Annotated in this window: 18 protein-coding genes and 1 pseudogene; 13 read left to right on the top strand and 6 right to left on the bottom strand. The window is 64.4% G+C overall.

Annotated elements, in window-relative coordinates; all coding sequences use genetic code 11:
* Nucleotides 1–84 precede the first annotated feature (84 nt).
* A complete protein-coding gene (gene moaB, locus LOY51_RS20320) occupies nucleotides 85–624 on the top strand; it encodes a molybdenum cofactor biosynthesis protein B (RefSeq protein WP_125859625.1) in 540 nt (179 codons plus the stop codon).
* A 170-nt stretch (nucleotides 625–794) separates the two neighbouring features.
* Here moaB and LOY51_RS20315 read toward each other — a convergent pair whose 3' ends face one another.
* Complete coding sequence (locus tag LOY51_RS20315) at nucleotides 795–2,342, bottom strand: glycoside hydrolase family 17 protein (RefSeq protein ID WP_125859623.1); 1,548 nt, start codon at nucleotides 2,340–2,342, stop codon at nucleotides 795–797.
* A gap of 300 nt (nucleotides 2,343–2,642) precedes the next feature.
* Here LOY51_RS20315 and LOY51_RS20310 point away from each other — a divergent pair, with 300 nt between their 5' ends.
* The 6 genes from LOY51_RS20310 to LOY51_RS20285 all read left to right on the top strand — a co-directional run bounded on the left by LOY51_RS20310 (nucleotide 2,643) and on the right by LOY51_RS20285 (nucleotide 11,413).
* Nucleotides 2,643–3,503, top strand: coding sequence for a glycine betaine ABC transporter substrate-binding protein (locus LOY51_RS20310; RefSeq protein WP_125859621.1), 861 nt, complete (start codon nucleotides 2,643–2,645; stop codon nucleotides 3,501–3,503).
* Between the two features lie 244 nt (nucleotides 3,504–3,747).
* A complete protein-coding gene (locus LOY51_RS20305; RefSeq protein ID WP_110996339.1) occupies nucleotides 3,748–4,059 on the top strand; it encodes a DUF485 domain-containing protein in 312 nt (103 codons plus the stop codon).
* Complete coding sequence (locus LOY51_RS20300) at nucleotides 4,056–5,720, top strand: cation acetate symporter (RefSeq protein ID WP_125465112.1); 1,665 nt, start codon at nucleotides 4,056–4,058, stop codon at nucleotides 5,718–5,720. Before LOY51_RS20305 ends, LOY51_RS20300 begins: the two co-directional genes overlap by 4 nt.
* A 227-nt stretch (nucleotides 5,721–5,947) precedes the next feature.
* Nucleotides 5,948–6,574, top strand: a complete 627-nt coding sequence (locus LOY51_RS20295) for a response regulator transcription factor (protein ID WP_125465111.1) — start codon at nucleotides 5,948–5,950, stop codon at nucleotides 6,572–6,574.
* A 46-nt stretch (nucleotides 6,575–6,620) separates the two neighbouring features.
* A complete protein-coding gene (locus LOY51_RS20290; RefSeq protein ID WP_258642800.1) occupies nucleotides 6,621–10,187 on the top strand; it encodes a transporter substrate-binding domain-containing protein in 3,567 nt (1,188 codons plus the stop codon).
* Nucleotides 10,188–10,204: 17 nt separating this feature from the next.
* The gene (locus LOY51_RS20285; RefSeq protein ID WP_125465109.1) at nucleotides 10,205–11,413 is read left to right on the top strand and encodes an EAL domain-containing response regulator; all 1,209 of its coding nucleotides are present in this window, start codon (nucleotides 10,205–10,207) and stop codon (nucleotides 11,411–11,413) included.
* A 1-nt stretch (nucleotide 11,414) separates the two neighbouring features.
* Here LOY51_RS20285 and LOY51_RS20280 read toward each other — a convergent pair whose 3' ends face one another.
* Nucleotides 11,415–11,567 carry a DUF3309 family protein gene (locus LOY51_RS20280; RefSeq protein ID WP_110996334.1) on the bottom strand — a complete coding sequence of 51 codons (153 nt, stop codon included), beginning with the start codon at nucleotides 11,565–11,567 and terminating at the stop codon, nucleotides 11,415–11,417.
* A gap of 228 nt (nucleotides 11,568–11,795) precedes the next feature.
* Between LOY51_RS20280 and LOY51_RS20275 the strand changes: the two genes are divergently transcribed.
* Together LOY51_RS20275 and csrA are read left to right on the top strand one after the other, a co-directional pair.
* Entirely contained in the window at nucleotides 11,796–12,611 is an 816-nt protein-coding gene (locus LOY51_RS20275; RefSeq protein ID WP_125859618.1) for an SDR family oxidoreductase, read from the top strand.
* 310 nt (nucleotides 12,612–12,921) lie between these two features.
* Entirely contained in the window at nucleotides 12,922–13,104 is a 183-nt protein-coding gene (gene csrA, locus LOY51_RS20270) for a carbon storage regulator CsrA (protein ID WP_125465107.1), read from the top strand.
* 14 nt (nucleotides 13,105–13,118) lie between these two features.
* Here csrA and LOY51_RS20265 read toward each other — a convergent pair whose 3' ends face one another.
* Both LOY51_RS20265 and LOY51_RS20260 read right to left on the bottom strand, forming a co-directional pair.
* Nucleotides 13,119–13,349, bottom strand: coding sequence for a YheU family protein (locus LOY51_RS20265; RefSeq protein ID WP_125466238.1), 231 nt, complete (start codon nucleotides 13,347–13,349; stop codon nucleotides 13,119–13,121).
* Nucleotides 13,350–13,460: 111 nt separating this feature from the next.
* Nucleotides 13,461–14,933: a right-handed parallel beta-helix repeat-containing protein gene (locus LOY51_RS20260; RefSeq protein WP_258642798.1), complete on the bottom strand. Its 1,473-nt coding sequence runs from the start codon at nucleotides 14,931–14,933 to the stop codon at nucleotides 13,461–13,463.
* A gap of 243 nt (nucleotides 14,934–15,176) precedes the next feature.
* Here LOY51_RS20260 and LOY51_RS20255 point away from each other — a divergent pair, with 243 nt between their 5' ends.
* The 3 genes from LOY51_RS20255 (at nucleotide 15,177) to def (ending at nucleotide 17,032) form a co-directional block, all read left to right on the top strand.
* Complete coding sequence (locus LOY51_RS20255; RefSeq protein WP_125465105.1) at nucleotides 15,177–15,356, top strand: CsbD family protein; 180 nt, start codon at nucleotides 15,177–15,179, stop codon at nucleotides 15,354–15,356.
* A 183-nt stretch (nucleotides 15,357–15,539) separates the two neighbouring features.
* Nucleotides 15,540–16,499, top strand: a complete 960-nt coding sequence (locus LOY51_RS20250) for a YihY/virulence factor BrkB family protein (RefSeq protein ID WP_258642796.1) — start codon at nucleotides 15,540–15,542, stop codon at nucleotides 16,497–16,499.
* A complete protein-coding gene (gene def / locus LOY51_RS20245) occupies nucleotides 16,496–17,032 on the top strand; it encodes a peptide deformylase (RefSeq protein WP_125465103.1) in 537 nt (178 codons plus the stop codon). Before LOY51_RS20250 ends, def begins: the two co-directional genes overlap by 4 nt.
* Here the strand turns inward: def and LOY51_RS20240 are convergent.
* Nucleotides 16,987–17,355: a GNAT family N-acetyltransferase gene (locus LOY51_RS20240; RefSeq protein ID WP_258646691.1), complete on the bottom strand. Its 369-nt coding sequence runs from the start codon at nucleotides 17,353–17,355 to the stop codon at nucleotides 16,987–16,989. The genes def and LOY51_RS20240 overlap by 46 nt on opposite strands.
* A 339-nt stretch (nucleotides 17,356–17,694) precedes the next feature.
* Between LOY51_RS20240 and LOY51_RS20235 the strand changes: the two genes are divergently transcribed.
* Nucleotides 17,695–17,952, top strand: a complete 258-nt coding sequence (locus tag LOY51_RS20235; RefSeq protein ID WP_125465102.1) for a DUF2790 domain-containing protein — start codon at nucleotides 17,695–17,697, stop codon at nucleotides 17,950–17,952.
* Nucleotides 17,953–18,145: 193 nt separating this feature from the next.
* Here the strand turns inward: LOY51_RS20235 and LOY51_RS20230 are convergent.
* Nucleotides 18,146–19,494 (bottom strand): annotated as a pseudogene (locus LOY51_RS20230) (aminotransferase-like domain-containing protein).
* Nucleotides 19,495–19,510 lie beyond the last annotated feature (16 nt).

The following is a 19,510-nucleotide window of genomic DNA, read 5'->3' as shown; positions in this document are numbered from 1 at the left end:
ATCGGTTGGTTCGCCCTATCGATTGGACGCGGTCCGAGGCTTGCCTCTAACGTGGCCGCAAGGCCAATCACGGAGCAGAACTTGATGAGTGTCAAACCGGATGCGGTGTTCGTGCCACTGAACATCGCCGTACTGACTGTCAGCGATACCCGCAGTTACGCCAACGACACCTCCGGCGAGCTGCTGGCCAGCCGCGCGGTGGAGGTCGGCCATCGGCTGATCGCACGGGAACTGCTCAAGGACGACCTGTACAAGATCCGCGCCCAGGTCGCCACCTGGATTGCCGATGAGCAGGTGCAGGTGGTGCTGATCACCGGCGGCACGGGCTTTACCGGCCGCGACAGTACACCCGAAGCGGTCGAGTGCCTGCTGGACAAGCGCATCGATGGTTTTGGCGAGTTGTTCCGCGCGCTGTCGATCCTCGACATCGGCACTTCGACCGTGCAGAGCCGGGCGCTGGCCGGGCTGGCCAACCGCACTCTGGTGTGCTGCCTGCCGGGCTCGACCGGGGCGTGCCGGACGGCGTGGGAGGGTATTCTGGCCGAGCAGTTGGATGCTCGGCACCGGCCGTGCAACTTTGTTGCGCATTTGAAGCCGATCGGGCAGTGCGAAAGCCGCGGTTGATGAGTAAGGCTGTTTACTTGAGATTGCTGGGGCCGCTTTGCGCCCCTTCGCGGGTAAACCCGCTCCCACAGGACAGGTACTGCCCTTGAAACTTGCGCGGGCCCTGTGGGAGCGGGTTTACCCGCGAAGGGTCGCGCAGCGACCCCAATTGGCTTGACTGACAGGCATCTTCAGGCCTTGCGCAATCGCAAACTGCGCCACAACGCCCCGACCATCAACACGCTGACCAGCGCCCAACCCAACGCTTGCCGGTTTGCCAACCCCTCCTGGTACAACTGCGGCGCCACGCCCGCACCAACGATGAACGCCAGCAACGCCACCTCGGCCCGAGACGCGCGCACCGGGCGCAGCAGGTAGACCACCGCCGGCAGCAGCAGTGCCGCACTGGGGAAGCTGCGATAGCGCGGGTCGAACACCATCGCCAGCATGCTCACCGCCGCCGCGAACCCCGCAGCCAGCAACCACTTGCCAGCATGCCCTTCAAGCCAGGCGAACAACCGCTGCCGCCAGCCGTCACGGCGGGCCAGGGCCAAGGCCGCCTGGGCCAGCACCAGCAGGTTGAGCCCCGCCAGCAACACGGCCCACAGCCACTCACCGGCAAACCGTGCATTGGTGCGCATCAGCTCGCCCCACAGCCCCAGGCTACCGGCGCCCAACGCCGCCAGTAGCGGCAATAGCAAGGCGGCGCGGGCATTCGCCGGGCGCCCGGCCAGGGCCAGGGTCGCCAGCAGCAACAGCAGCGAGGCCAGCAGCCACTGTGGCCACAGCGCCAGGTTGCTTACCGGCCCTTCGAGCACGCCCTTGTCCTGGCGGTCGGCGTCGTACAGCCCCCAGTAGCCGCCCACCGCGCCTTCGCTGGCGCGCTTCCACGGTTGGTCGAAGGCTTCGATCAGGTTGTAGTGCCAGCCATTGGCCTCGGCCAGGGCGACGAAACCACGGATGAAACGCGCTTCGTTGACCCGGCTCGGCACCGCCGTCTCGCGCTGGCGGCCCTCGCTTGGCCAGCCGGTTTCGCCGATCAGGATGTCCTTGGGCGCAAAGCGGTTGCCGAACACCTGGCGCACCTCGGCGACATGCGTCAGGGCCGCATCGATGCCACGCGGGTCATCCTCCCAGTACGGCAGCAGGTGGATGGTGAGGAAGTCCACGGCAGGGGCAATCTGCGGGTGCTGCAGCCAGAACTCCCAGACATCGGCGTAGGTCACCGGCACCTTGACCTGGCTTTTCACCTTGTTGATCAACTCGGCCAGGCGCTCGCCGGTGACTTCCTTGCGCAGCAGCGCCTCGTTGCCGACGATTACTGCGCTGACCACGTCGGGATTGGCGTTGGCGGCGGCGATCAGCAGGTCGATTTCCTTGTCGGTGTCCAGCGGGTTGGCGTTGACCCAGGCCCCCAGCATCACCTTCAGGCCGTGCTTGCGGGCCAGTGCCGGGATGGCTTCAAGGCCGGTCATCGAGTAAGTGCGGATGCACTGGAAACGCTCGGCCAGCAAGGCCAGGTCGGCGTCCATGCGCGCCGGGCGCAGGCGAAACGGCTGGTCGAACGGCGACTGGTCCTTGTCGAATGGCGTGTAGGAGGCGCACTGCAACTTGTGTGTGGGGCTGGCGGCGTCTGGCAGCTGCACCGGCTTGCCGAGGCCGTACCAGAGGGCGCCCAGGCCGAGGACGGCGAGCAGGCAGGCGAGCAGGTAGGTCGTGCGGAACATCGGGCGGTCCATCGTCGGGTTCGTGAGCAGGGGCCGCTGCGCGGCCCATCGCCGGCAAGCCGGCTCCCACAGAAAATCGCATGAACCCTGTGGGAGCCGGCTTGCCGGCGATGGGCCCGGTGCGGGCGAACCTGTGATATTAGCCCGGCGCCAAGCGTTTGGCATGCAAGGATCGCGCAGTTCGGCGCGGGCTGCTGGCGCTAATGGCACAGTGCTGTCGCTGATCGTTCGCTAAAGGTCGCTGACAGAGCAGGTCGCCTGTTGTGTCAGGTTGATGATGCAATCTCCAAGACCTGACGAGGGGATGCTTTGATGGCGACTTTTACAAGAATGCGACGTTTCCTGGGCGTGGGCACTGCTGTGGTACTGGCCATGAGCACTGCGCAAGCCATGGCCAAGGAAGTCAGCATCGGTTACGTGGATGGTTGGTCCGATAGCGTGGCGACCACCAACGTGGCCGCCGAAGTGATCAGGCAGAAGCTCGGCTACGACGTGAAACTGCAGGCCGTGGCCACCGGCATCATGTGGCAGGGCGTGGCCACCGGCAAACTCGACGCCATGCTGTCGGCCTGGCTGCCGGTCACCCACGGCGAGTACTGGGCCAAGAACAAGGACAACGTGGTCGACTACGGCCCCAACTTCAAGGACGCCAAGATCGGCCTGATCGTCCCCGAGTACGTCAAGGCCAACAGCATCGAAGACCTCAAGACCGACCAGAGCTTCAAGCAGAAGATCGTCGGCATCGACGCAGGCTCCGGGGTCATGCTCAAGACCGAACAGGCCATCAAGGACTACGACCTGACCGGCTACAAACTGACCGCCAGCTCCGGCGCGGCAATGACCGCCGAGCTTGGGCGCTCCTATGCCAAGCAGCAATCCATCGCCGTCACCGGCTGGGTGCCGCACTGGATGTTCGCCAAGTGGAAGCTCAAGTTCCTTGAAGATCCGAAAGGCGTGTATGGCGCCGCGGAAACGGTCAACAGCATCGGCAGCAAGGAATTGGCCACCAAGGCCCCGGAAGTGGCCGAGTTCCTGAAGAAGTTCCAATGGCAGTCCAAGGATGAGATCGGTGAAGTGATGCTGGCGATCCAGGAAGGCGCCAAGCCGGAAGCGGCGGCCAAGGACTGGGTGGCCAAGCATCCGGAGCGGGTCAAGGAGTGGACCGGTAAGTAACCTGACATCAAGGGCCAATTAGGCCAAGGCCCCTTCGCGGGTAAACCCGCTCCCACAGGATCACCACGCACCCAAACATCGTGGCGACCTGTGGGAGCGGGTTTACCCGCGAATATGTCGTCACTTTGTTACGCAATCTGTAAAACACCCTTGCATCTAAGACTAAGGTCGTCTGGTTGGCGTCCAGCGGCAGCATAAAGTGGAGTCGGGTTCTCCCTACATCTGTGCTGCTAGGACAAAAACAATGAACGACAGCATTTACCAATCGATACAGAACAGTCCGCGCTTCAAGGAACTGGTCACCAAGCGCGAGCGTTTCGCCTGGATCCTCTCGGCAGTCATGCTCGGCCTCTACTGCGCCTTCATCCTCCTCATCGCCTACGGCCCGCACCTGCTTGGTGCCAAGCTCAGCCCCGGCTCGTCGATCACCTGGGGCATCCCCCTGGGCGTCGGCCTGATCGTTTCGGCGTTCGTGCTCACCGCCATCTACGTACGCCGCGCCAACGGCGAGTTCGACGAGTTGAACAAGGCAATCCTCGAGGAGGCCAAGCAATGATCCGTCATGCCAAAGCCCTGGCCGTCCTGGCCTGCGGCGCTTTCGCACCCGCGGTGTGGGCAGCTGATGCCCTGACTGGCGAGGTGCAGAAGCAACCGCTGAACGTTGCCGCGATCGCCATGTTCGTGGCCTTCGTCGCCTTTACCCTGGGCATCACCTACTGGGCCTCCAAGCGCAACAACTCTGCCGCCGACTACTATGCCGCCGGCGGCAAGATCACCGGCTTCCAGAACGGCCTGGCGATTGCCGGCGACTACATGTCGGCAGCCTCGTTCCTGGGTATTTCCGCCCTGGTGTTCACTTCGGGCTACGACGGCCTGATCTACTCCATCGGCTTTTTGGTCGGCTGGCCGATCATCCTGTTCCTGATCGCCGAACGCCTGCGCAACCTGGGCAAGTACACCTTCGCCGACGTTGCCTCCTACCGCCTCGGGCAGAAGGAAATCCGCACCCTGTCGGCCTCCGGCTCGCTGGTGGTGGTGGCGTTCTACCTGATCGCGCAGATGGTCGGTGCCGGCAAGCTGATCGAGCTGCTGTTCGGCCTTGACTACCATGTTGCGGTGATCCTGGTCGGCGTGCTGATGTGCCTGTACGTGCTGTTTGGCGGCATGCTCGCCACCACCTGGGTACAGATCATCAAGGCCGTGCTGCTGCTGTCCGGTGCCAGCTTCATGGCGCTGATGGTGATGAAGCACGTGGGCTTCGACTTCAACACCCTGTTCTCCGAGGCCGTCAAGGTGCACGCCAAGGGCGAGGCGATCATGAGCCCGGGCGGCCTGGTCAAGGACCCGATCTCGGCGTTCTCGCTGGGCCTGGCGCTGATGTTCGGTACCGCCGGCCTGCCGCACATCCTGATGCGCTTCTTCACCGTCAGTGACGCCAAGGAAGCCCGCAAGAGCGTGCTCTACGCCACCGGCTTCATCGGTTACTTCTACATCCTGACCTTCATCATCGGCTTCGGCGCAATCCTGCTGGTCAGCACCAACCCGGACTTCAAGGACGCCGCCGGCGCCCTGCTGGGTGGCAACAACATGGCGGCGGTGCACCTGGCCGATGCCGTGGGTGGCAGCATCTTCCTCGGCTTCATCTCGGCCGTGGCCTTCGCCACCATCCTGGCGGTGGTTGCCGGCCTGACCCTGGCCGGTGCCTCGGCGGTGTCCCATGACCTGTACGCCAGCGTCTGGCGCAAGGGCAAGGCCAACGACAAGGACGAGATCCGCGTATCGAAGATCACCACCATCGCCCTGGGTGTGCTGGCAATCGGCCTGGGGATTCTGTTCGAGAAGCAGAACATCGCCTTCATGGTCGGCCTGGCGTTCTCCATTGCCGCCAGCTGCAACTTCCCGGTGCTGCTGCTCTCGATGTACTGGAAGAAGCTGACCACCCGCGGCGCCATGATCGGCGGCTGGCTGGGGCTGATCAGCGCGGTGGGCCTGATGATCCTCGGCCCGACCATCTGGGTACAGATCCTCGGCCACGAGAAAGCCATCTACCCCTACGAGTACCCGGCGCTGTTCTCGATGCTGATCGCCTTTGTCGGTATCTGGTTCTTCTCGGTCACCGACAAGTCCAAGGCTGCCGAAGACGAACGCGCGCTGTTCTACCCGCAGTTCGTCCGCTCGCAGACCGGCCTGGGGGCCAGTGGTGCGGTTTCGCACTGATCCAACCCTGGTGTGAAAAACGCCCCGCTTGCGGGGCGTTTTTTTTGTGCGGTGATAAGCAGGGAAGGTCGACTCGATCTTGGGAAAATTCTTGTTTTATTTAGGACGTATCGTGCATTCGGGGGCCTGGGGCAGGGTGAACAATGTGCCCCAAGGCCCGCAATGGCCGCCTCGCGCGTCTACTCGTACTGCGAGCCAAGAAACCGCTCAACGAAGAGGACAACGCCATGCAAAAAGCCCTCGTGGTGGACGATCACCCTTTTATCCGCGCCAGTGTGTGCCTGCAGTTGCGTCAGGAGCGCCTGGACATCATCGGCCAGGCCGACAACGGCGTCGATGCCGTGCAGCTGGCCCGCGAGCACACCCCTGACCTGGTCATCCTCGACATCATCATGCCTGGCCTGGATGGGCTGCAGGTCATGGCGCGGTTGCGGGCGCTGCCACAGCCACCGAAGATCCTGGTGCTCACCTCGCAGTTGGCCGAGTGCTTCTCGTTGCGCTGCATGAAGGCCGGGGCTGCCGGCTTCGTGTCGAAGTCCGATGACCTCTGCGAACTGAGCAAGGCGGTGCTGGCCCTGCGCTCGGGCTACAGCTATTTCCCCGAGGTGTCGCTGAGCTCGGTAAACCGCCAGGATATCCATGCCAGCGAAGCGCAGCGCCTTTCCGGCCTCAGCGACCGGGAAGTGATCATTCTCCAGCACCTGTCGCGGGGCCTGAGCAACAAGGCCATCGGCGAAACCATGCTGCTCAGCAACAAGACCATCAGCACCTACAAGTCCAGGCTGCTGGACAAGCTACGGGTCGGTTCGGTGATAGAACTGGCCGACGTTGCCCGTCGCAACCTGCTGATCTAGTGGTCATCGCGTGGGGCTGATACACAGGGGGCTGCTGGCTGTGTTGTTGTGTTACGCACCTCTTCTGCCTGCCGATCAACTGCCGCAGTTGCACGGCCGCTCGACCTTCTCTGGCCCCCGGCTGACCCCGGATGAAGCGCAGTTGCGCTGGCTGTGGGAGCGACAGCAGCTCAGGCTGGCAGTGGTGAGGCCGGACAACCCGCCGTTGGACGTCCTCGGTACCGGTCGCGACTACGAAGGGATCAGCGCCGACTATGCCGGGTTGCTGGCCGGGCAACTGCAGCTACCCGTGCAAATCCATGTGTATGCCTCGCTCAATGCCGCCATCGAGGCGTTGCGGGCGCGTGAAGTGGACCTGCTGGCCAGTGTCACTGCCCGGCAGGCCAGCGATGCCGGCCTGTGGTTGTCGCATGCCTATGCGCAAGACCTGCCAGTGGTGGTGCTGCGAGAGGATGAACCAGCGGCCGATGTGCCTTTGCGCGTGGCCATGCGCGAAGGTTACCGCAGGCTCGACAGCATACTGGCTCGATATCCTCAGGCGCAGGTCCAGGTATTCCCCTCCACCCGTGCAGCGCTGGGTGCCTTGGCCTTTGGCCAGGCCGACCTTTACCTGGGTGGTGCACTGGAAAGTCAGTACCTGATCGGCAAAGGGCTGGTCGGGCCGCTGGAAGCCTTCGACAGTCCCGACCTAGAAAGCCAGCCGCTGGGGTTTGCCATGCATCCGCACGACACGCCGTTGCACGGCCTGGTCGATTCGGTGCTGGCCAGCATCGAGCCGCAGGAGCATGCGCGCATCCGTCGTCGCTGGGGCGGGCAGGGGCTGGTTGAGCGCGGTCCGCTGCGACTGAGTGACAAGGAGCTGAGTTGGGTACAGGGCCAGGGGCCGTTGCGGGTGCTGCTCAACGATCAATACCCACCCATCAGCTACCGCGACGGCGAGGGGCGTCTGCGCGGGCTGGCGGTGGATGTGTTGCAACGCATAGGCCGGCGCACCGGCCTGACCTTCGACCTGGTGGCCGGCGGGACCCTGGAGCGCATGATCGAGCGTACCGCCAGGGGCGAGGCCGACCTGATCGCCGGCGTCACGCCCAGCAATGAACGTGAGCAGCACCTGACGTTCAGCCGCAGCTTTGCCAGTTCGGCGCGGGTGTTGGTCACTGCCGACAGCGGCGCGGCGGTATCCACCCTGGAGCAACTGACCGGGCTGCGCCTGGCCGTGACCCGCAGCGGCTATCCCAAGGCGTATCTGCGCCAGCACTATCCGGACATCCACCTGGTCGAGTCCGACGGGCCGGTGGATGCGGTCTGGCGCGTGGCCAGCGGCCGCGCCGATGCTGCGCTGGTGCCCATGATCGGTGCCCGGGCGTTGACCGAGCGGCTGGCGCCGACACGCCTGAAGATCAGTGCCAGCCTAACCCTGGAGCCGGCCTATTTCGCGTTCGCCAGCCCACGGGGCGCGCTGGAACTGCAGGCGATCCTCAACAAGGCGCTGCTCAGCCTGTCACCCCAGGAAATGGACGCCTTGGCCCGCCGTTGGCGCAGCGAGGTGATCGTTGCCGACAGTTTCTGGCAGCGCTATCGGTTGGCGGTGCTGCAAGGTTTTGCCGCGGTCGCCCTGTCGCTGCTGCTGGCACTGGCCTGGGTCCGCTACCTGCGCCGGCTGGTGCGGGTGCGCGAGCAGGCCGAGCGAGAACTGGCTGACCAGTTAGCGTTCATGCGCGTGATGATCGATGGCACACCGCATCCGATCTATGTCTGCGACCAGCACGGCCGTCTGCTGACCTGCAACAACAGCTACCTGCAGGCCTTGCAGGTCAGTCAGGCGGCGGTCATCGGTCAGCCTTTGGGCCAGAGCGAGGCCTTGGCCTGGCAGGGCGTCTGGCGCGAGGTGCTGGCCAGCGGCCAGGTGCATGTCGAAGACCTGCAGGTCAGCCTGGGCGAAGGCGTGCAACGCACCCTGTCACACTGGATGCTGCCTTACCGCGGTCTGCGCGATGGCCAGGCAGGGGTGATCGCCGGCTGGATCGATGTTACCGAACGCCAGCACCTGCAGGCGCAGTTGCAGGCGGCCAAGGACGATGCCGACAGTGCCAACCAGGCCAAGACCCACTTCCTTGCCACCATGAGCCACGAGATACGCACACCGCTCAATGCCGTGCTGGGCATGCTCGAGCTGGCTTTGCGCAAGGCCGAGCAGGGAGTGCTCGACCGCTTGTCGATCGAAGTCGCCTCGGACGCGGCGCGCAGCCTGCTCGGGCTGATCGGCGACATCCTCGACGTTACCCGCATCGAAACTGGCCATCTGCAACTGGCACCGCAGCCGGGGTGCCTGCAACAGCATGTGGCCGAGGTGGTGCAGTTGTTCGAGCAGCAGGCACGCAGCAAAGGGTTGCAGCTGCTGCTGGAACTGGAGGGACCGGCGGACGCGGAGGTGCTGCTCGACCCGCTGCGCTTCAAGCAGATCCTCGCCAACCTGCTGAGCAACGCGATCAAGTTCACCCACCGTGGCAGCGTCCGGGTAAGCCTGCGCAGCACCGTGCAGGCGCGTGCGGTGGCGGTCGAGCTGACCGTGGAGGACACCGGTATCGGCATTCCCGAGGCGGAGCTGTCACGGCTTGGCGGGCTTTTCTGGCAGGCCAGCAACAACCGTCAGTCGGCACGGCGCGGGGCGGGCCTGGGCTTGTCGATCAGCCGTACCTTGTGCGAGTTGATGGGCGGGCACATGCACCTGCGCAGCACCCTGGGCGTGGGCACGCGGATCGATCTGGCACTGCGGCTCGAGCGAGTCGACGCCCGCGAAACGATGGCGGCGCAGGAGGCGCCCGACGCCCTGCTGGCGAAGAGTGAGAGCTTGCGGGTACTGGTGGTCGATGACTATCCGGCCAATCGCCTGTTGCTGGTCAACCAGCTGGGCTACCTGGGCCATCGCGCCAGCGTTGCCGAAGATGGTGCCCAAGGCTTGCGTGCATGGTTGCAGGGCAATTTCGATGTGGTGATCAGCGACTGCAACATGCCCGTGCTCGATGGCTACACCCTGGCCCGGGCGATTCGCCTGCACGAGCGTCGGCAGGGGCGCCGGGCCTGCCGGGTGCTGGGGCTGACTGCCAATGCACTGGTGGGCGAGCGTCAGCGCTGCGAGCGGGCCGGCATGGATGCCTGCCATTTCAAGCCGTTGGGGCTCAAGGCCCTGGCCTTGGCTCTGGCGGGCATGCCGCGGGTGAGTGACGACGCGCCCGTCGCGGTGGACGACGGCTTCGACCTGAGCAGCCTGGAGCGCCTGACCGGGGGGGACCAGCAGGCGCTGGACGCGCTGCTCAATGACCTGCTGGCCAGCAACCGCAAAGACCTTGGCCAACTGCTCGGCCATGGTGAAGACGAGGATCTGGGGGCACTTGCTGCGCTGGCTCACCGGATCAAGGGTGGGGCGCGAATCATTCGCGCCCGCAAGGTGATCGAAGCCTGCGAGCAGGTCGAGCGCAGTTGCGCCGGTGGCACGCTCCCGCCCGGGCAACTGGAGGCCGTTTGCCAGGCGCTGAGTGAGCTCGAACGGGTGTTGCAGCGCTACAGCACACAGAACAGCGCCGCGCGTGACAGGCACGTCGGCCAGGATTGAGCAGCGAGAGGTGGAACATGGAGGTAGACGGGTTGCGGGTGCTGGTAGTCGAAGAGCACCGCTTCCAGCGGGTGATCGCGGTGAAGACCTTTGGTTACCTGGGGTGTGCCGAGGTGTTGCAGGCACAGGATATCAATGAAGCCTTGCTGTGCCTGCAGCAGGCAGGACGGGTCGATCTGGCGGTGTGTGCCCTGACGGGCGGGAGCGACGGCAGCATGGATACCCTTGAATTCCTCCATCGACTGGGCAAGGCCAGGTTGGCGGGGGCGGTGCTGTTGACCTGCAGCCTGAGCCCGAGCATGCGCCGCGGCGTACAGCAATTGGTGGAGCGGCTTGGCATGCGTTTCATCGCCGACCTGGACCCACCCTTGTCGGTGGAGATGCTGCGCCAGTGCCTGCCGAATCCGCTGCCGGTGGATACGGCCTCACCTCGCCCTGCGGTGTTCTGGCCGGGTGAGGAAGGGGTGCGCGGCGGCATGCGCGACGGGCAGTTCACGGCGTTCTACCTACCCAGTTTCGACTTGCGCGACGGGCGCATCACTGGCGTTGACCTGATACCGTTCTGGCACCATCCGTTGATGGGGGTGCTGGCGCCGGAGATCTTCCTGCCTGCCGTGGAACGTTGTGGCTTGCTCGATGAACTGGCGTTGTTACTGCTTGAGCAGGGCCTGGCGCTGCACAGCGAACTGCAGGCCGAGGGGCGCCGGTTGCGCATCACCCTGCGCCTGAAGGGGCCGCAACTGCTGGATCGCTCGCTGGTGTTGCGTATTCGTACCTTGCTGCACCAGCAGCGCTTCGATGTGCGTCACCTGTGCTTCGAGCTGAGCGGGCGCAGCCTCTACCACATCACCGTGGTGGAGCTTGAGAACTTGCTGCGCCTGCGGGCGCTGGGTTGCGAGCTGAGCCTGGCCGAGTTCGGCAGCGACCAGGCCGGCAGCCAGCTGTTGTGCCAGCTACCGTTCACCCGGATCAAACTGGCCGAGCGCTTCATTCGTGGCCTGCCCCATGAAGCCCGGTGCCGTGCTGTGGTCCAGCATTGCCTGAACTTGGCGCTGGCCCTCGAGCAGCACCTGACGGTGGTCGGGGTATCCAGCGCCGAACAGCACCTGGCCTTGCTGGGGATGGGCTGCGAGAGCGCCCAGGGCGACTACCTTGCACTGCCGCTGGACCGCGAGGCGCTGTTGCGGCGCCTGCGCGGTGACCTGCGCTTGGTGCCGCCTGGTTAGGTCAGATGTGCCCCAGCAACACCAGTATCAACAGCACCACCAGCACCACGCCGACGATGCCCGAAGGGCCATAGCCCCAGCTGCGCGAGTGGGGGAAGACCGGTAAGCCACCGATCAGCAGCAGGATCAGGATGATGATGAGGATCGTGGTCATGGCGGAGTCCTTGCGTGGTTGGGGGTCAAGGGCCGCGGAACAATGCTGGCCGCTCACAATTTCCGACCTGTGCACGCCGGTAATAATTCAATCGGCTGTCGGTACACGCAGGCCGGTCCCCCGGCGTCGCCCGATACCCCCACATTCAGCTGCCTGATGCCACACCGGCGCAGCCCTGCTTGTCGCTAGACTCCGGGCATTCCCACTGTTCAGTACAAGGCAGCGACCATGCACAAGCGAATGATGATCACCGGGGCCGGTTCCGGCCTGGGCCGTGAGATTGCCCTGCGCTGGGCCCGCGAGGGTTGGCAGCTGGCCTTGGCCGATGTCAACGAGGCAGGCCTGCGCGAGACACTGGAGCAAGTGCGCGCCGCCGGTGGCGACGGTTTTGTCCAGCGCTGCGACGTGCGCGACTACAGCCAGCTCACCGCCCTGGCCCAGGCCTGCGAACAGCGACTGGGTGGCTGCGACGTGATCGTCAACAACGCGGGGGTGGCCTCGGGCGGCTTCTTCAGCGAGCTGTCGCTGGAAGACTGGGACTGGCAGATCGCAGTCAACCTGATGGGCGTGGTCAAGGGTTGCAAGGCGTTCCTGCCGCTGCTCGAACGCAGCCGCGGACGGATCATCAACATTGCCTCCATGGCCGCGCTGATGCAGGGGCCGGGGATGAGCAACTACAACGTGGCCAAGGCCGGGGTGCTGGCGCTGTCGGAAAGCCTGCTGGTGGAGCTGCGCCAGGTCGGGGTGGCGGTGCACGTGGTCTGCCCGTCGTTCTTCCAGACCAACCTGCTTGATTCGTTCCGTGGGCCGACCCCGGCAATGAAAGCCCAGGTGGGCAAGTTGCTGGAAGGCTCGCCCATCAGCGCTGCCGATATTGCCGAGTACATTCATGCACAGGTGGCCGCCGGCGAGTTCCTCATCCTGCCCCACGAAACCGGGCGCCAGGCTTGGCAGCTCAAGTGCCAGGCGCCCCAGCGGCTGTATGACGAAATGGCCGATATGGCGGTCAAGATGCGCGCCAAGGCCGGCAAGAGTGCTGGTTGAGCCTGATGCCAGTCAGATAGCGCTTCAAAGCCACTAATGGGGCTGCCTTGCAGCCCTTCGCGGGTAAACCCGCTCCCACAGGTACAGCGCTAGCTTGAGATTTTGCGCAATCCTGTGGGAGCGGGTTTACCCGCGAAGGGCCGCAGGGCGGCCCCAATTGGCTTAACTGGCTGACATTATGGTTGAGCCGCATTTTTGTAGGACCTTTTACCTCTGTTGGTAGGCTAGATCTCTTTCACCCTGGAGTGATTGAGTAGGATAAAGCCATCAAGGCAGTCTCCGGTTTTCCCTAAGGCTGGAGGATCGGAGCATGTTGGTAATCGGACGTGAAGTGGGTGAGGTGATTTTCATCGGAGACGACATCAGCATCCAGGTGGTGTCGGTCGAGAATGGCCAGGTTCGCTTCGGCATCAGCGCGCCGCGCAATGTCGATGTGCACCGGGTGGAGGTGTACAAGCGGATCAAGGAGCAGCAGGCGAAAGCGCGGGCCTGAAACAGGCCTGGGGCCTAGGGTGCCAGCAGTTCCGGCGGCACATCATGCCGGGCCAGCAGTTGGCATTGCTCGCTCTCGAAATCGAACAGGATGAATGCCTGCTTTCTGGCCAGCGCCTGGCGCACTCGCAGCACACGGGTTTCCAGTGGCGTGTCGTCGCCGTTGTCGGTGCCGTCGCGGGTGACGAAGTCCTCGATCAGGCGGGTGAGGGTGTCGGCTTCGAGTTGCTCGTAGGGGATCAGCATGGCGATGGGCAGTGGTGGTGGGTATGTGCGCATGCTACGTGAAATCGGTAGCGGCTGCCTGGGGCGCGGGGTGACCTTATCGTCGGCATGCCGGCGATAAGGTCTGTGGCCTCAACGGCGAAGTGCGGCGCTCAATGCCGACGTGGCGCCATCAGCGGTGGTGACGGTCGCGGTGAAGCTTTGCAGCCCTTCGCTTTGTTCAAGCACTTGAGCAAACCGCGCCTGCCCCTTGTCATCGCTGTTCACCAGCACTTCACCCAGATACTGCTCGGCCTCGGTCGCTTCAGCCTGGGCATTACCGAACAGCTCGACCCGCAGCAGGCTTGATGCCGGCCCCTGCACCTCGCCGCGCAGTACATTGCCTTGCAGGGCGAGCAGTGTCGGTGGCTGCTGGTTATGGTTGGGCAGCGGCTGGCAGGGTTTGGGTTCACCCTTGCCGTCGCAGATGATGGCTTGGTCCTGCGTCGCCAACTGCGCGCCGATGCCGCGCGAGCCCACGTACAGCGCATGGGCCTGGGCCGGCACGCCGAACACGATGGCGCCGGTGCGCTGGTCGGCCACGCACGAGCCCCCGGCCTCGCAGCGGCGGATATCCTGGCTGTTGCCCCAGATGCGGTTGGCGGTGAGGCGGGTGGCGGTGATCTCCGGCTCCGGGCGCAGCGCCACGCCGATGCGGTTGCCGTGGATCAGGTTGCCGTCGAGGATATTGCCCTCGCCGGTGACACTGACGCCGATGGAGTTGCCGCTGAAGGTGTTGGCGGCCAGGTAGTTGCGCTTGCCCCAGTTGATCTGCAGGCCGTCGGAGTAGTTTTCGAAGCGGTTACGCACCACGCTGTTGTCGTTGCCCAGCAGGATCTCGATGCCCTGGGAGGGTTCCGGGTTGGCAGGGGTGGAGCGGAACAGGTTGTCGGCTACCAGGTTGAAGGCCGCGCCACGGGTCAGCTCCAGGCCATCGCCGTTGTCGATCAGCTGGTTGCGCAGGACCTTGTTGTTGTTCGTGGTGGTGGCGGTCGGGTTGCCGGCGCCGTCGTCGCCGGTCAGCATGATTCCGGCGCCGCCCTTGTTGGCGACGATCCGGTTGTCTTCGATGACGTTGTGGCTGGCGCGGTTGATCAGGATGCCGATGCAGAAGTTGCGCACTTCCAGGCCCTGCAGGTGCACGCCTTGGGTATCGCGCAGCACCAGGCCAGGGTTGGTGGTGGTGCGCACGTTGGTGCCGTACTGGCCGGGCAGGGCGCCAGGGCAGGTGTGTACGCCCTGGTCCTTGATATAACCCGAGCCATCGAGGGTGATGTACTGGCCGTCGCGGGCCCAGGCCAGGCCGGTGATGCTGACCGGCCCCTTGATTTCCGGTAGCGCTCGATTCGGGCGGATCACATGGGGCGGTTTACCCACGGCGGCGATATCGATGCGGTAGTGGCCGGGGTTCAGGTTGCTGGTTTCGATGGCCCAGCGCAGGGTGCCGGGTTGGCCGTCGTCGGCATAGCGGTTGACGGTCAGCGTCTGTATTTGGGGAGGCGCAACGGCGTGAGCGGACAAGGGGAGTAGTGGCAGCAGGGCTGCCAGCGCAGGCATCAAGCGCATGGTGCGGGATTCCACTGACTGTTTGTTGTTATGCGCCACGCCGTGATCGGGCGGGCTGTCTGGGGGCGATTCTAGGGCAGCCGTTCGGCTTCGCGGCGTCGTGGCAGGTGAATCGGTGCGGTATTCGCCCGCTGTTTACCGTTCGGCTGGCGGCAATCGAACCGATTGAAACTCTGGCAAAGGGGCGCGGGTCGACCCACTGTCGGCACGATTTCCCGTGTCTTTCGCGCAAGGAGAGATCCCATGAGTGGCACCAAAGACAAAGCCAAAGGCCTGGCCAACGAGGCCGTGGGCAACATCAAGCAAGGCGTCGGCAAGGTGACCGACAACGATCGGCTGCGCGCCGAAGGCAAGGCCCAGGAGCTCAAGGGCGAGGCGCAGCAGGCGGTGGGCAAGGCCAAGGATGCGTTGAAGAAGCCATGACCCTGAAGCGCTGATCGCGGGGCAAGCCCGCTCCCACGACGTGGGGGCGGGTGTGGCGTTTTTCTTAACCTGCGCACTGAGCAACCACAGCTGCGGCAGGGTCTATTAGACTTGTCTGCATTGACAGGCCTTCCCCTGTAGTAAGCCAGACCCTCAGATGATCAAGCGGCGAAAGGAGACGCTATGATTTTCCCCGACCTGCGCGGCCTGCCCCTGCACCGCGTGCTGGTGCGCACCGTCAAGGAGTTCCTTGACGACGAGATGTCCACCTACGCGTCTGCTATGGCCTACCAGATGCTGTTCTCGCTGTTCCCCTTCCTGCTGTTCCTGATCGCCCTGATCGGTTTCCTGCATTTGCCGGACTTCTTCTCCTGGCTGCGCCTGCAGTCGGAGCTGGTGCTGCCACCGCAGGCGCTGGAGCAGGTCAACCCGGTGATCGACCAGTTGCAGCAATCCAAAGGCGGCTTGCTCTCGGTGGGTATCGTGATTGCCCTGTGGACCGCGTCGGCGGGCGTGCGCCTGATGATGAGCGCGATGAACGCCGCGTATGACGTGCCCGAGGGGCGGCCGTTGTGGAAGCGGATTCCGTTGTCGGTGATCTACACCATCGGCATCGCCGGCATGCTGCTGGCCGCCGCTGCGCTGATGGTGCTCGGGCCGCAGGTCATGGAGTGGATCGCCGCCCAGGTAGGCCTGCAGGAGGCGGTGGTCATCGTCTGGACCGTGTTGCGCTGGCCGGCGATCATCATCCTGATGATGGTGGCGGTGGCGCTGATCTATTTTGTGATGCCCGACGTGAAGCAGAAATTTCGCTTCATCACCCCGGGCTCGGTGCTGGCGGTGGTGGTGTGGATCATCGCGTCATTGGGCTTTGCCTATTACGTGAAGACCTTCGCCGACTACAACGCCATGTACGGCAGCATTGGTGCGATCATCGTGCTCTTGCTGTATTTCTACATTTCTGCCGCCGTGCTGCTGCTGGGTGCGGAGATGAACGCGGTGATCGAGCATATGTCGAGTGAGGGCAAGAACCCTGGCGAGAAGGGCTTTGCCCATGACAATCCGCAGGAAACCATCACCGTGCTTGGCCATGAACACCCGGTGACATCCGAACCTCACCCCCACGAGTCGAGCACCCGATGATCCGTGACATCCTCAAGATGGGCGACGAACGCCTGCTGCGCATCGCCCCGCCCGTGCCCGCAGCGATGATCGGCAGCGCCGAACTGCAACAGCTGATCGACGACATGTTCGAGACCATGCGTCATGTCGGCGGTGTGGGGCTCGCGGCGCCGCAGATTGGTATCGACCTGCAACTGGTGATCTTCGGTTTCGAGCGCAGCGAGCGCTACCCGGACGCCGAGCCGGTGCCCACGACCATTCTGCTGAACCCGGTGATCACGCCGCTGGCCACGGAGGTCGAGGACGGTTGGGAAGGCTGTCTGTCGGTGCCGGGGCTGCGGGGTGTGGTGCCACGTTACAAGCACATCAGCTATTCGGGCATCGACCCGCAGGGCAACCCGATCAACCGCTTCGCCGACGGCTTCCATGCCCGGGTGGTGCAGCATGAATGCGACCACCTGATCGGCCGGCTCTACCCCTCACGCATCCAGGATTTCAGCAAATTCGGCTACACCGAAGTGCTATTCCCCGGGCTTGATGTGGCCGAGGACTGATTGCGCACCAGCGCCACCAATGGCTTGCTGCGCCGGTAGCGGGCCAGGCGCGAGGCCAGTGCTTCGGGCAACTGCTCGGTAACGCTGAAGCCCAGACGCTCATAGAAGGGTGCCAGTTGCGGCTCACAGAACAGCCAGGTGGGGCCAGTACTGCCTTGCAAGCCTGCTTCGATCAGCCGTGCTGCCACCCGCTGGCCACGCCAGCCCGGCGCGACGAACAGCCCGGTCAGCCAGCGGCCGCCCGTCACGCTTATCAGGTTCATCCCTGCGATCATGTCGCCTGCGCGGGCCACCCACTGCTCGCCCTCACCGGCGGCGCGCATGCGTGAACCGTGCTGGCGGTAGAAATGGTCCAGCAGGCGGCGTTGCAGGTGAGGGAGGTGAGTGAAGGTCAGGGTGGGCATGGTCAAAGGCAATGCAATGGCGGGTAACAATCAGGGCCTGGCTTTGTCGCAGATTGTTGCAAAACCGGCAAGGGTGATTGTCCTACTTCGGGGTTCAACTATTCCAGGCGGGGAGTAGAATTTTCCTCATCCCCCCAGCAGTACGACACAGCGGGATCGGTACTTCGTGTCATCTGCATCGCCGATGACAACTTCTCCGCGCCATTGACGGCATCAGAAGTCACTCGATCAGCTTGAAAACCATCAAGGTCGTTGCCCATGAAAGCCCTACTGATTCTTGCATTGGTCGGTATGTCCTCGTTCGCCCTGGCAGACGAGGCCAAGCCCGCCGCCAGCCAACCCGTGGTCGAGCAGTACGATTACTCCACCAACCTCGACATCAAGCGCGTGATCAACCTGTCGACCATCCCCAACGTCTGTGAAGTGGTACCCGCCACCATGACCTATGAGGATCATCAAGGGCAGGTGCACACGCTGCAGTACCGTGCCATGGGCGAGGGTTGCCAGCAGGGTTGAGCCTGGCCCTGTCATCGCCGACAAGCCGCTGCTTTCCCCTGTGGGAGCAACTGTCCTGTGTTGTCTGTGCGGGCCTCATCGCTGGCAAGCCAGCTCCCACCTCGACCGCGCTGACCTCGAGCCGTGCGCGATCAGAGTGGGAGCTGGCTTGCCAGCGATGAGGCCCGTACAGGCCTTGCAAACCGCTGGTCCTTTACGCCTGTTGCGCCATCACCCGGGCAACAATTTCCAGCCCCTGCTTCAACTGGGCGCGGCCAAGTGCCGCCGACAGGCTGATCCGCACCGCCTGCAGCGTTTGCGTACCAATCGCGAACACACTCCCGGGACCACCTCGACACCCTGCGCGCGGCAGCGCCCCACCAGCGTTTCGGCATCGCCAGGCGTGGCGACCCAGGCATGCGGTGAAGGCACTGCACCGGCCACGAGGTGATCGCCCAATATCGCCCGCGCCAGGCGCCAGCGCTCGCCGATCTCCTGCCTTTGCCAGGCCAGCCGCCGTGCGGCGGTGCCGTCGGCAATCCACTGGCAGGCAATGTGCAAATTCAGCGGCGAAACCGGCCAGTGGGTGGCCTGGGCATGGGGGTCGATCTGTTCGAGCAAGCCCGGGCGGGCGGCGATCCAGCCCAGGCGTAGCCCGGCCGCGACCGTCTTGGACAGGCTGCTGATCAGGATGCCGCGGCCCTCCAGCAACGGATACAGCGGCGGGCTGTCTGCCAGCGCTCCATACACGTCATCTTCGATCACCAGCAGTTGGTGGCGCCTGACCACGTCGGCCAGGGCCTGGCGCCGTTCGTCGCTGGGGCAGGCAGCGGTGGGGTTGTGCAGGGTCGGGGTGGTCACCAGCATGCGCGCACCGCTGGCGCGGGCAACCCGGTCCAGTTGCTCTGGGCACAGGCCCTGCTCATCCAGCGCCACACCATGCACCGGCAGGCGCAGTTGGCGACAGGCGGCCTTGATGCCGGGGGCGGTCAGCGCCTCGACCATGACCGGCTCACCGGCCTGGCACAGCGACTGCAATATCGTCGTCAGGCCTTGCTGGGCACCGCCGCACAGCAGCAGTTCATCCGGCGCCAGGGTCAGGCCGCGATTGGCCAGCCAGCGGGCACCCTGCACACGGCCGAGTAGCAATTGCTCGGGGCCCAGGTAGTGTTCAAGCAGTGCGGTTTCACCCTGGCTGAGCAGGGCCTGCAAGCTGTGTTGCAGGTCCAGGTTATGCGGGTCGGCTACCGGCACGTTGGTCGACAGGTCGATGACCGCCTGCTGCTGGTCCGGTTGCTTGAGACGGAACAGCGTGGCCTCCTTGCTTCCCGCCAGCACATAGGTGCCACGCCCCACCTCGCCGGACACCAGGTGCCGCGCCGCCGCTTCACGGTAGGCCTGCTGCGTGGTGCTGGGGTTGAGGCCGAGGGTCCAGGCCAGCCGACGTTGCGGTGGCAGGCGCTCACCCACCTTGAGTTCACCGCGTTCGATGGCCTCGGCAATGGCTGCCACCAATGCCAGGTAACGCGGCTGGCCGTCATCGGCCAGGGTTGGAGTCCACACGATATTGCCACCCATG

The organism is Pseudomonas sichuanensis (assembly GCF_024749065.1).
GTDB classification, from domain to species: Bacteria; Pseudomonadota; Gammaproteobacteria; order Pseudomonadales; family Pseudomonadaceae; genus Aquipseudomonas; species Aquipseudomonas sichuanensis.
The sequence above is the reverse complement of the archived record's forward strand: the minus strand, read 5'-3'. Positions and strand labels throughout refer to the sequence as shown.

What these genes read in the sequence shown, in the direction of transcription:
- moaB (WP_125859625.1), top strand. Translation starts at nt 85, where the DNA reads ATGAGTGTCAAACCGGATGCGGTGTTCGTGCCACTGAACATCGCCGTA.
- LOY51_RS20315 (WP_125859623.1), bottom strand. Translation starts at nt 2,342, where the DNA reads ATGGACCGCCCGATGTTCCGCACGACCTACCTGCTCGCCTGCCTGCTC.
- LOY51_RS20310 (WP_125859621.1), top strand. Translation starts at nt 2,643, where the DNA reads ATGGCGACTTTTACAAGAATGCGACGTTTCCTGGGCGTGGGCACTGCT.
- LOY51_RS20305 (WP_110996339.1), top strand. Translation starts at nt 3,748, where the DNA reads ATGAACGACAGCATTTACCAATCGATACAGAACAGTCCGCGCTTCAAG.
- LOY51_RS20300 (WP_125465112.1), top strand. Translation starts at nt 4,056, where the DNA reads ATGATCCGTCATGCCAAAGCCCTGGCCGTCCTGGCCTGCGGCGCTTTC.
- LOY51_RS20295 (WP_125465111.1), top strand. Translation starts at nt 5,948, where the DNA reads ATGCAAAAAGCCCTCGTGGTGGACGATCACCCTTTTATCCGCGCCAGT.
- LOY51_RS20285 (WP_125465109.1), top strand. Translation starts at nt 10,205, where the DNA reads ATGGAGGTAGACGGGTTGCGGGTGCTGGTAGTCGAAGAGCACCGCTTC.
- LOY51_RS20280 (WP_110996334.1), bottom strand. Translation starts at nt 11,567, where the DNA reads ATGACCACGATCCTCATCATCATCCTGATCCTGCTGCTGATCGGTGGC.
- LOY51_RS20275 (WP_125859618.1), top strand. Translation starts at nt 11,796, where the DNA reads ATGCACAAGCGAATGATGATCACCGGGGCCGGTTCCGGCCTGGGCCGT.
- csrA (WP_125465107.1), top strand. Translation starts at nt 12,922, where the DNA reads ATGTTGGTAATCGGACGTGAAGTGGGTGAGGTGATTTTCATCGGAGAC.
- LOY51_RS20265 (WP_125466238.1), bottom strand. Translation starts at nt 13,349, where the DNA reads ATGCTGATCCCCTACGAGCAACTCGAAGCCGACACCCTCACCCGCCTG.
- LOY51_RS20260 (WP_258642798.1), bottom strand. Translation starts at nt 14,933, where the DNA reads ATGCGCTTGATGCCTGCGCTGGCAGCCCTGCTGCCACTACTCCCCTTG.
- LOY51_RS20255 (WP_125465105.1), top strand. Translation starts at nt 15,177, where the DNA reads ATGAGTGGCACCAAAGACAAAGCCAAAGGCCTGGCCAACGAGGCCGTG.
- LOY51_RS20250 (WP_258642796.1), top strand. Translation starts at nt 15,540, where the DNA reads ATGATTTTCCCCGACCTGCGCGGCCTGCCCCTGCACCGCGTGCTGGTG.
- def (WP_125465103.1), top strand. Translation starts at nt 16,496, where the DNA reads ATGATCCGTGACATCCTCAAGATGGGCGACGAACGCCTGCTGCGCATC.
- LOY51_RS20240 (WP_258646691.1), bottom strand. Translation starts at nt 17,355, where the DNA reads ATGCGCGCCGCCGGTGAGGGCGAGCAGTGGGTGGCCCGCGCAGGCGAC.
- LOY51_RS20235 (WP_125465102.1), top strand. Translation starts at nt 17,695, where the DNA reads ATGAAAGCCCTACTGATTCTTGCATTGGTCGGTATGTCCTCGTTCGCC.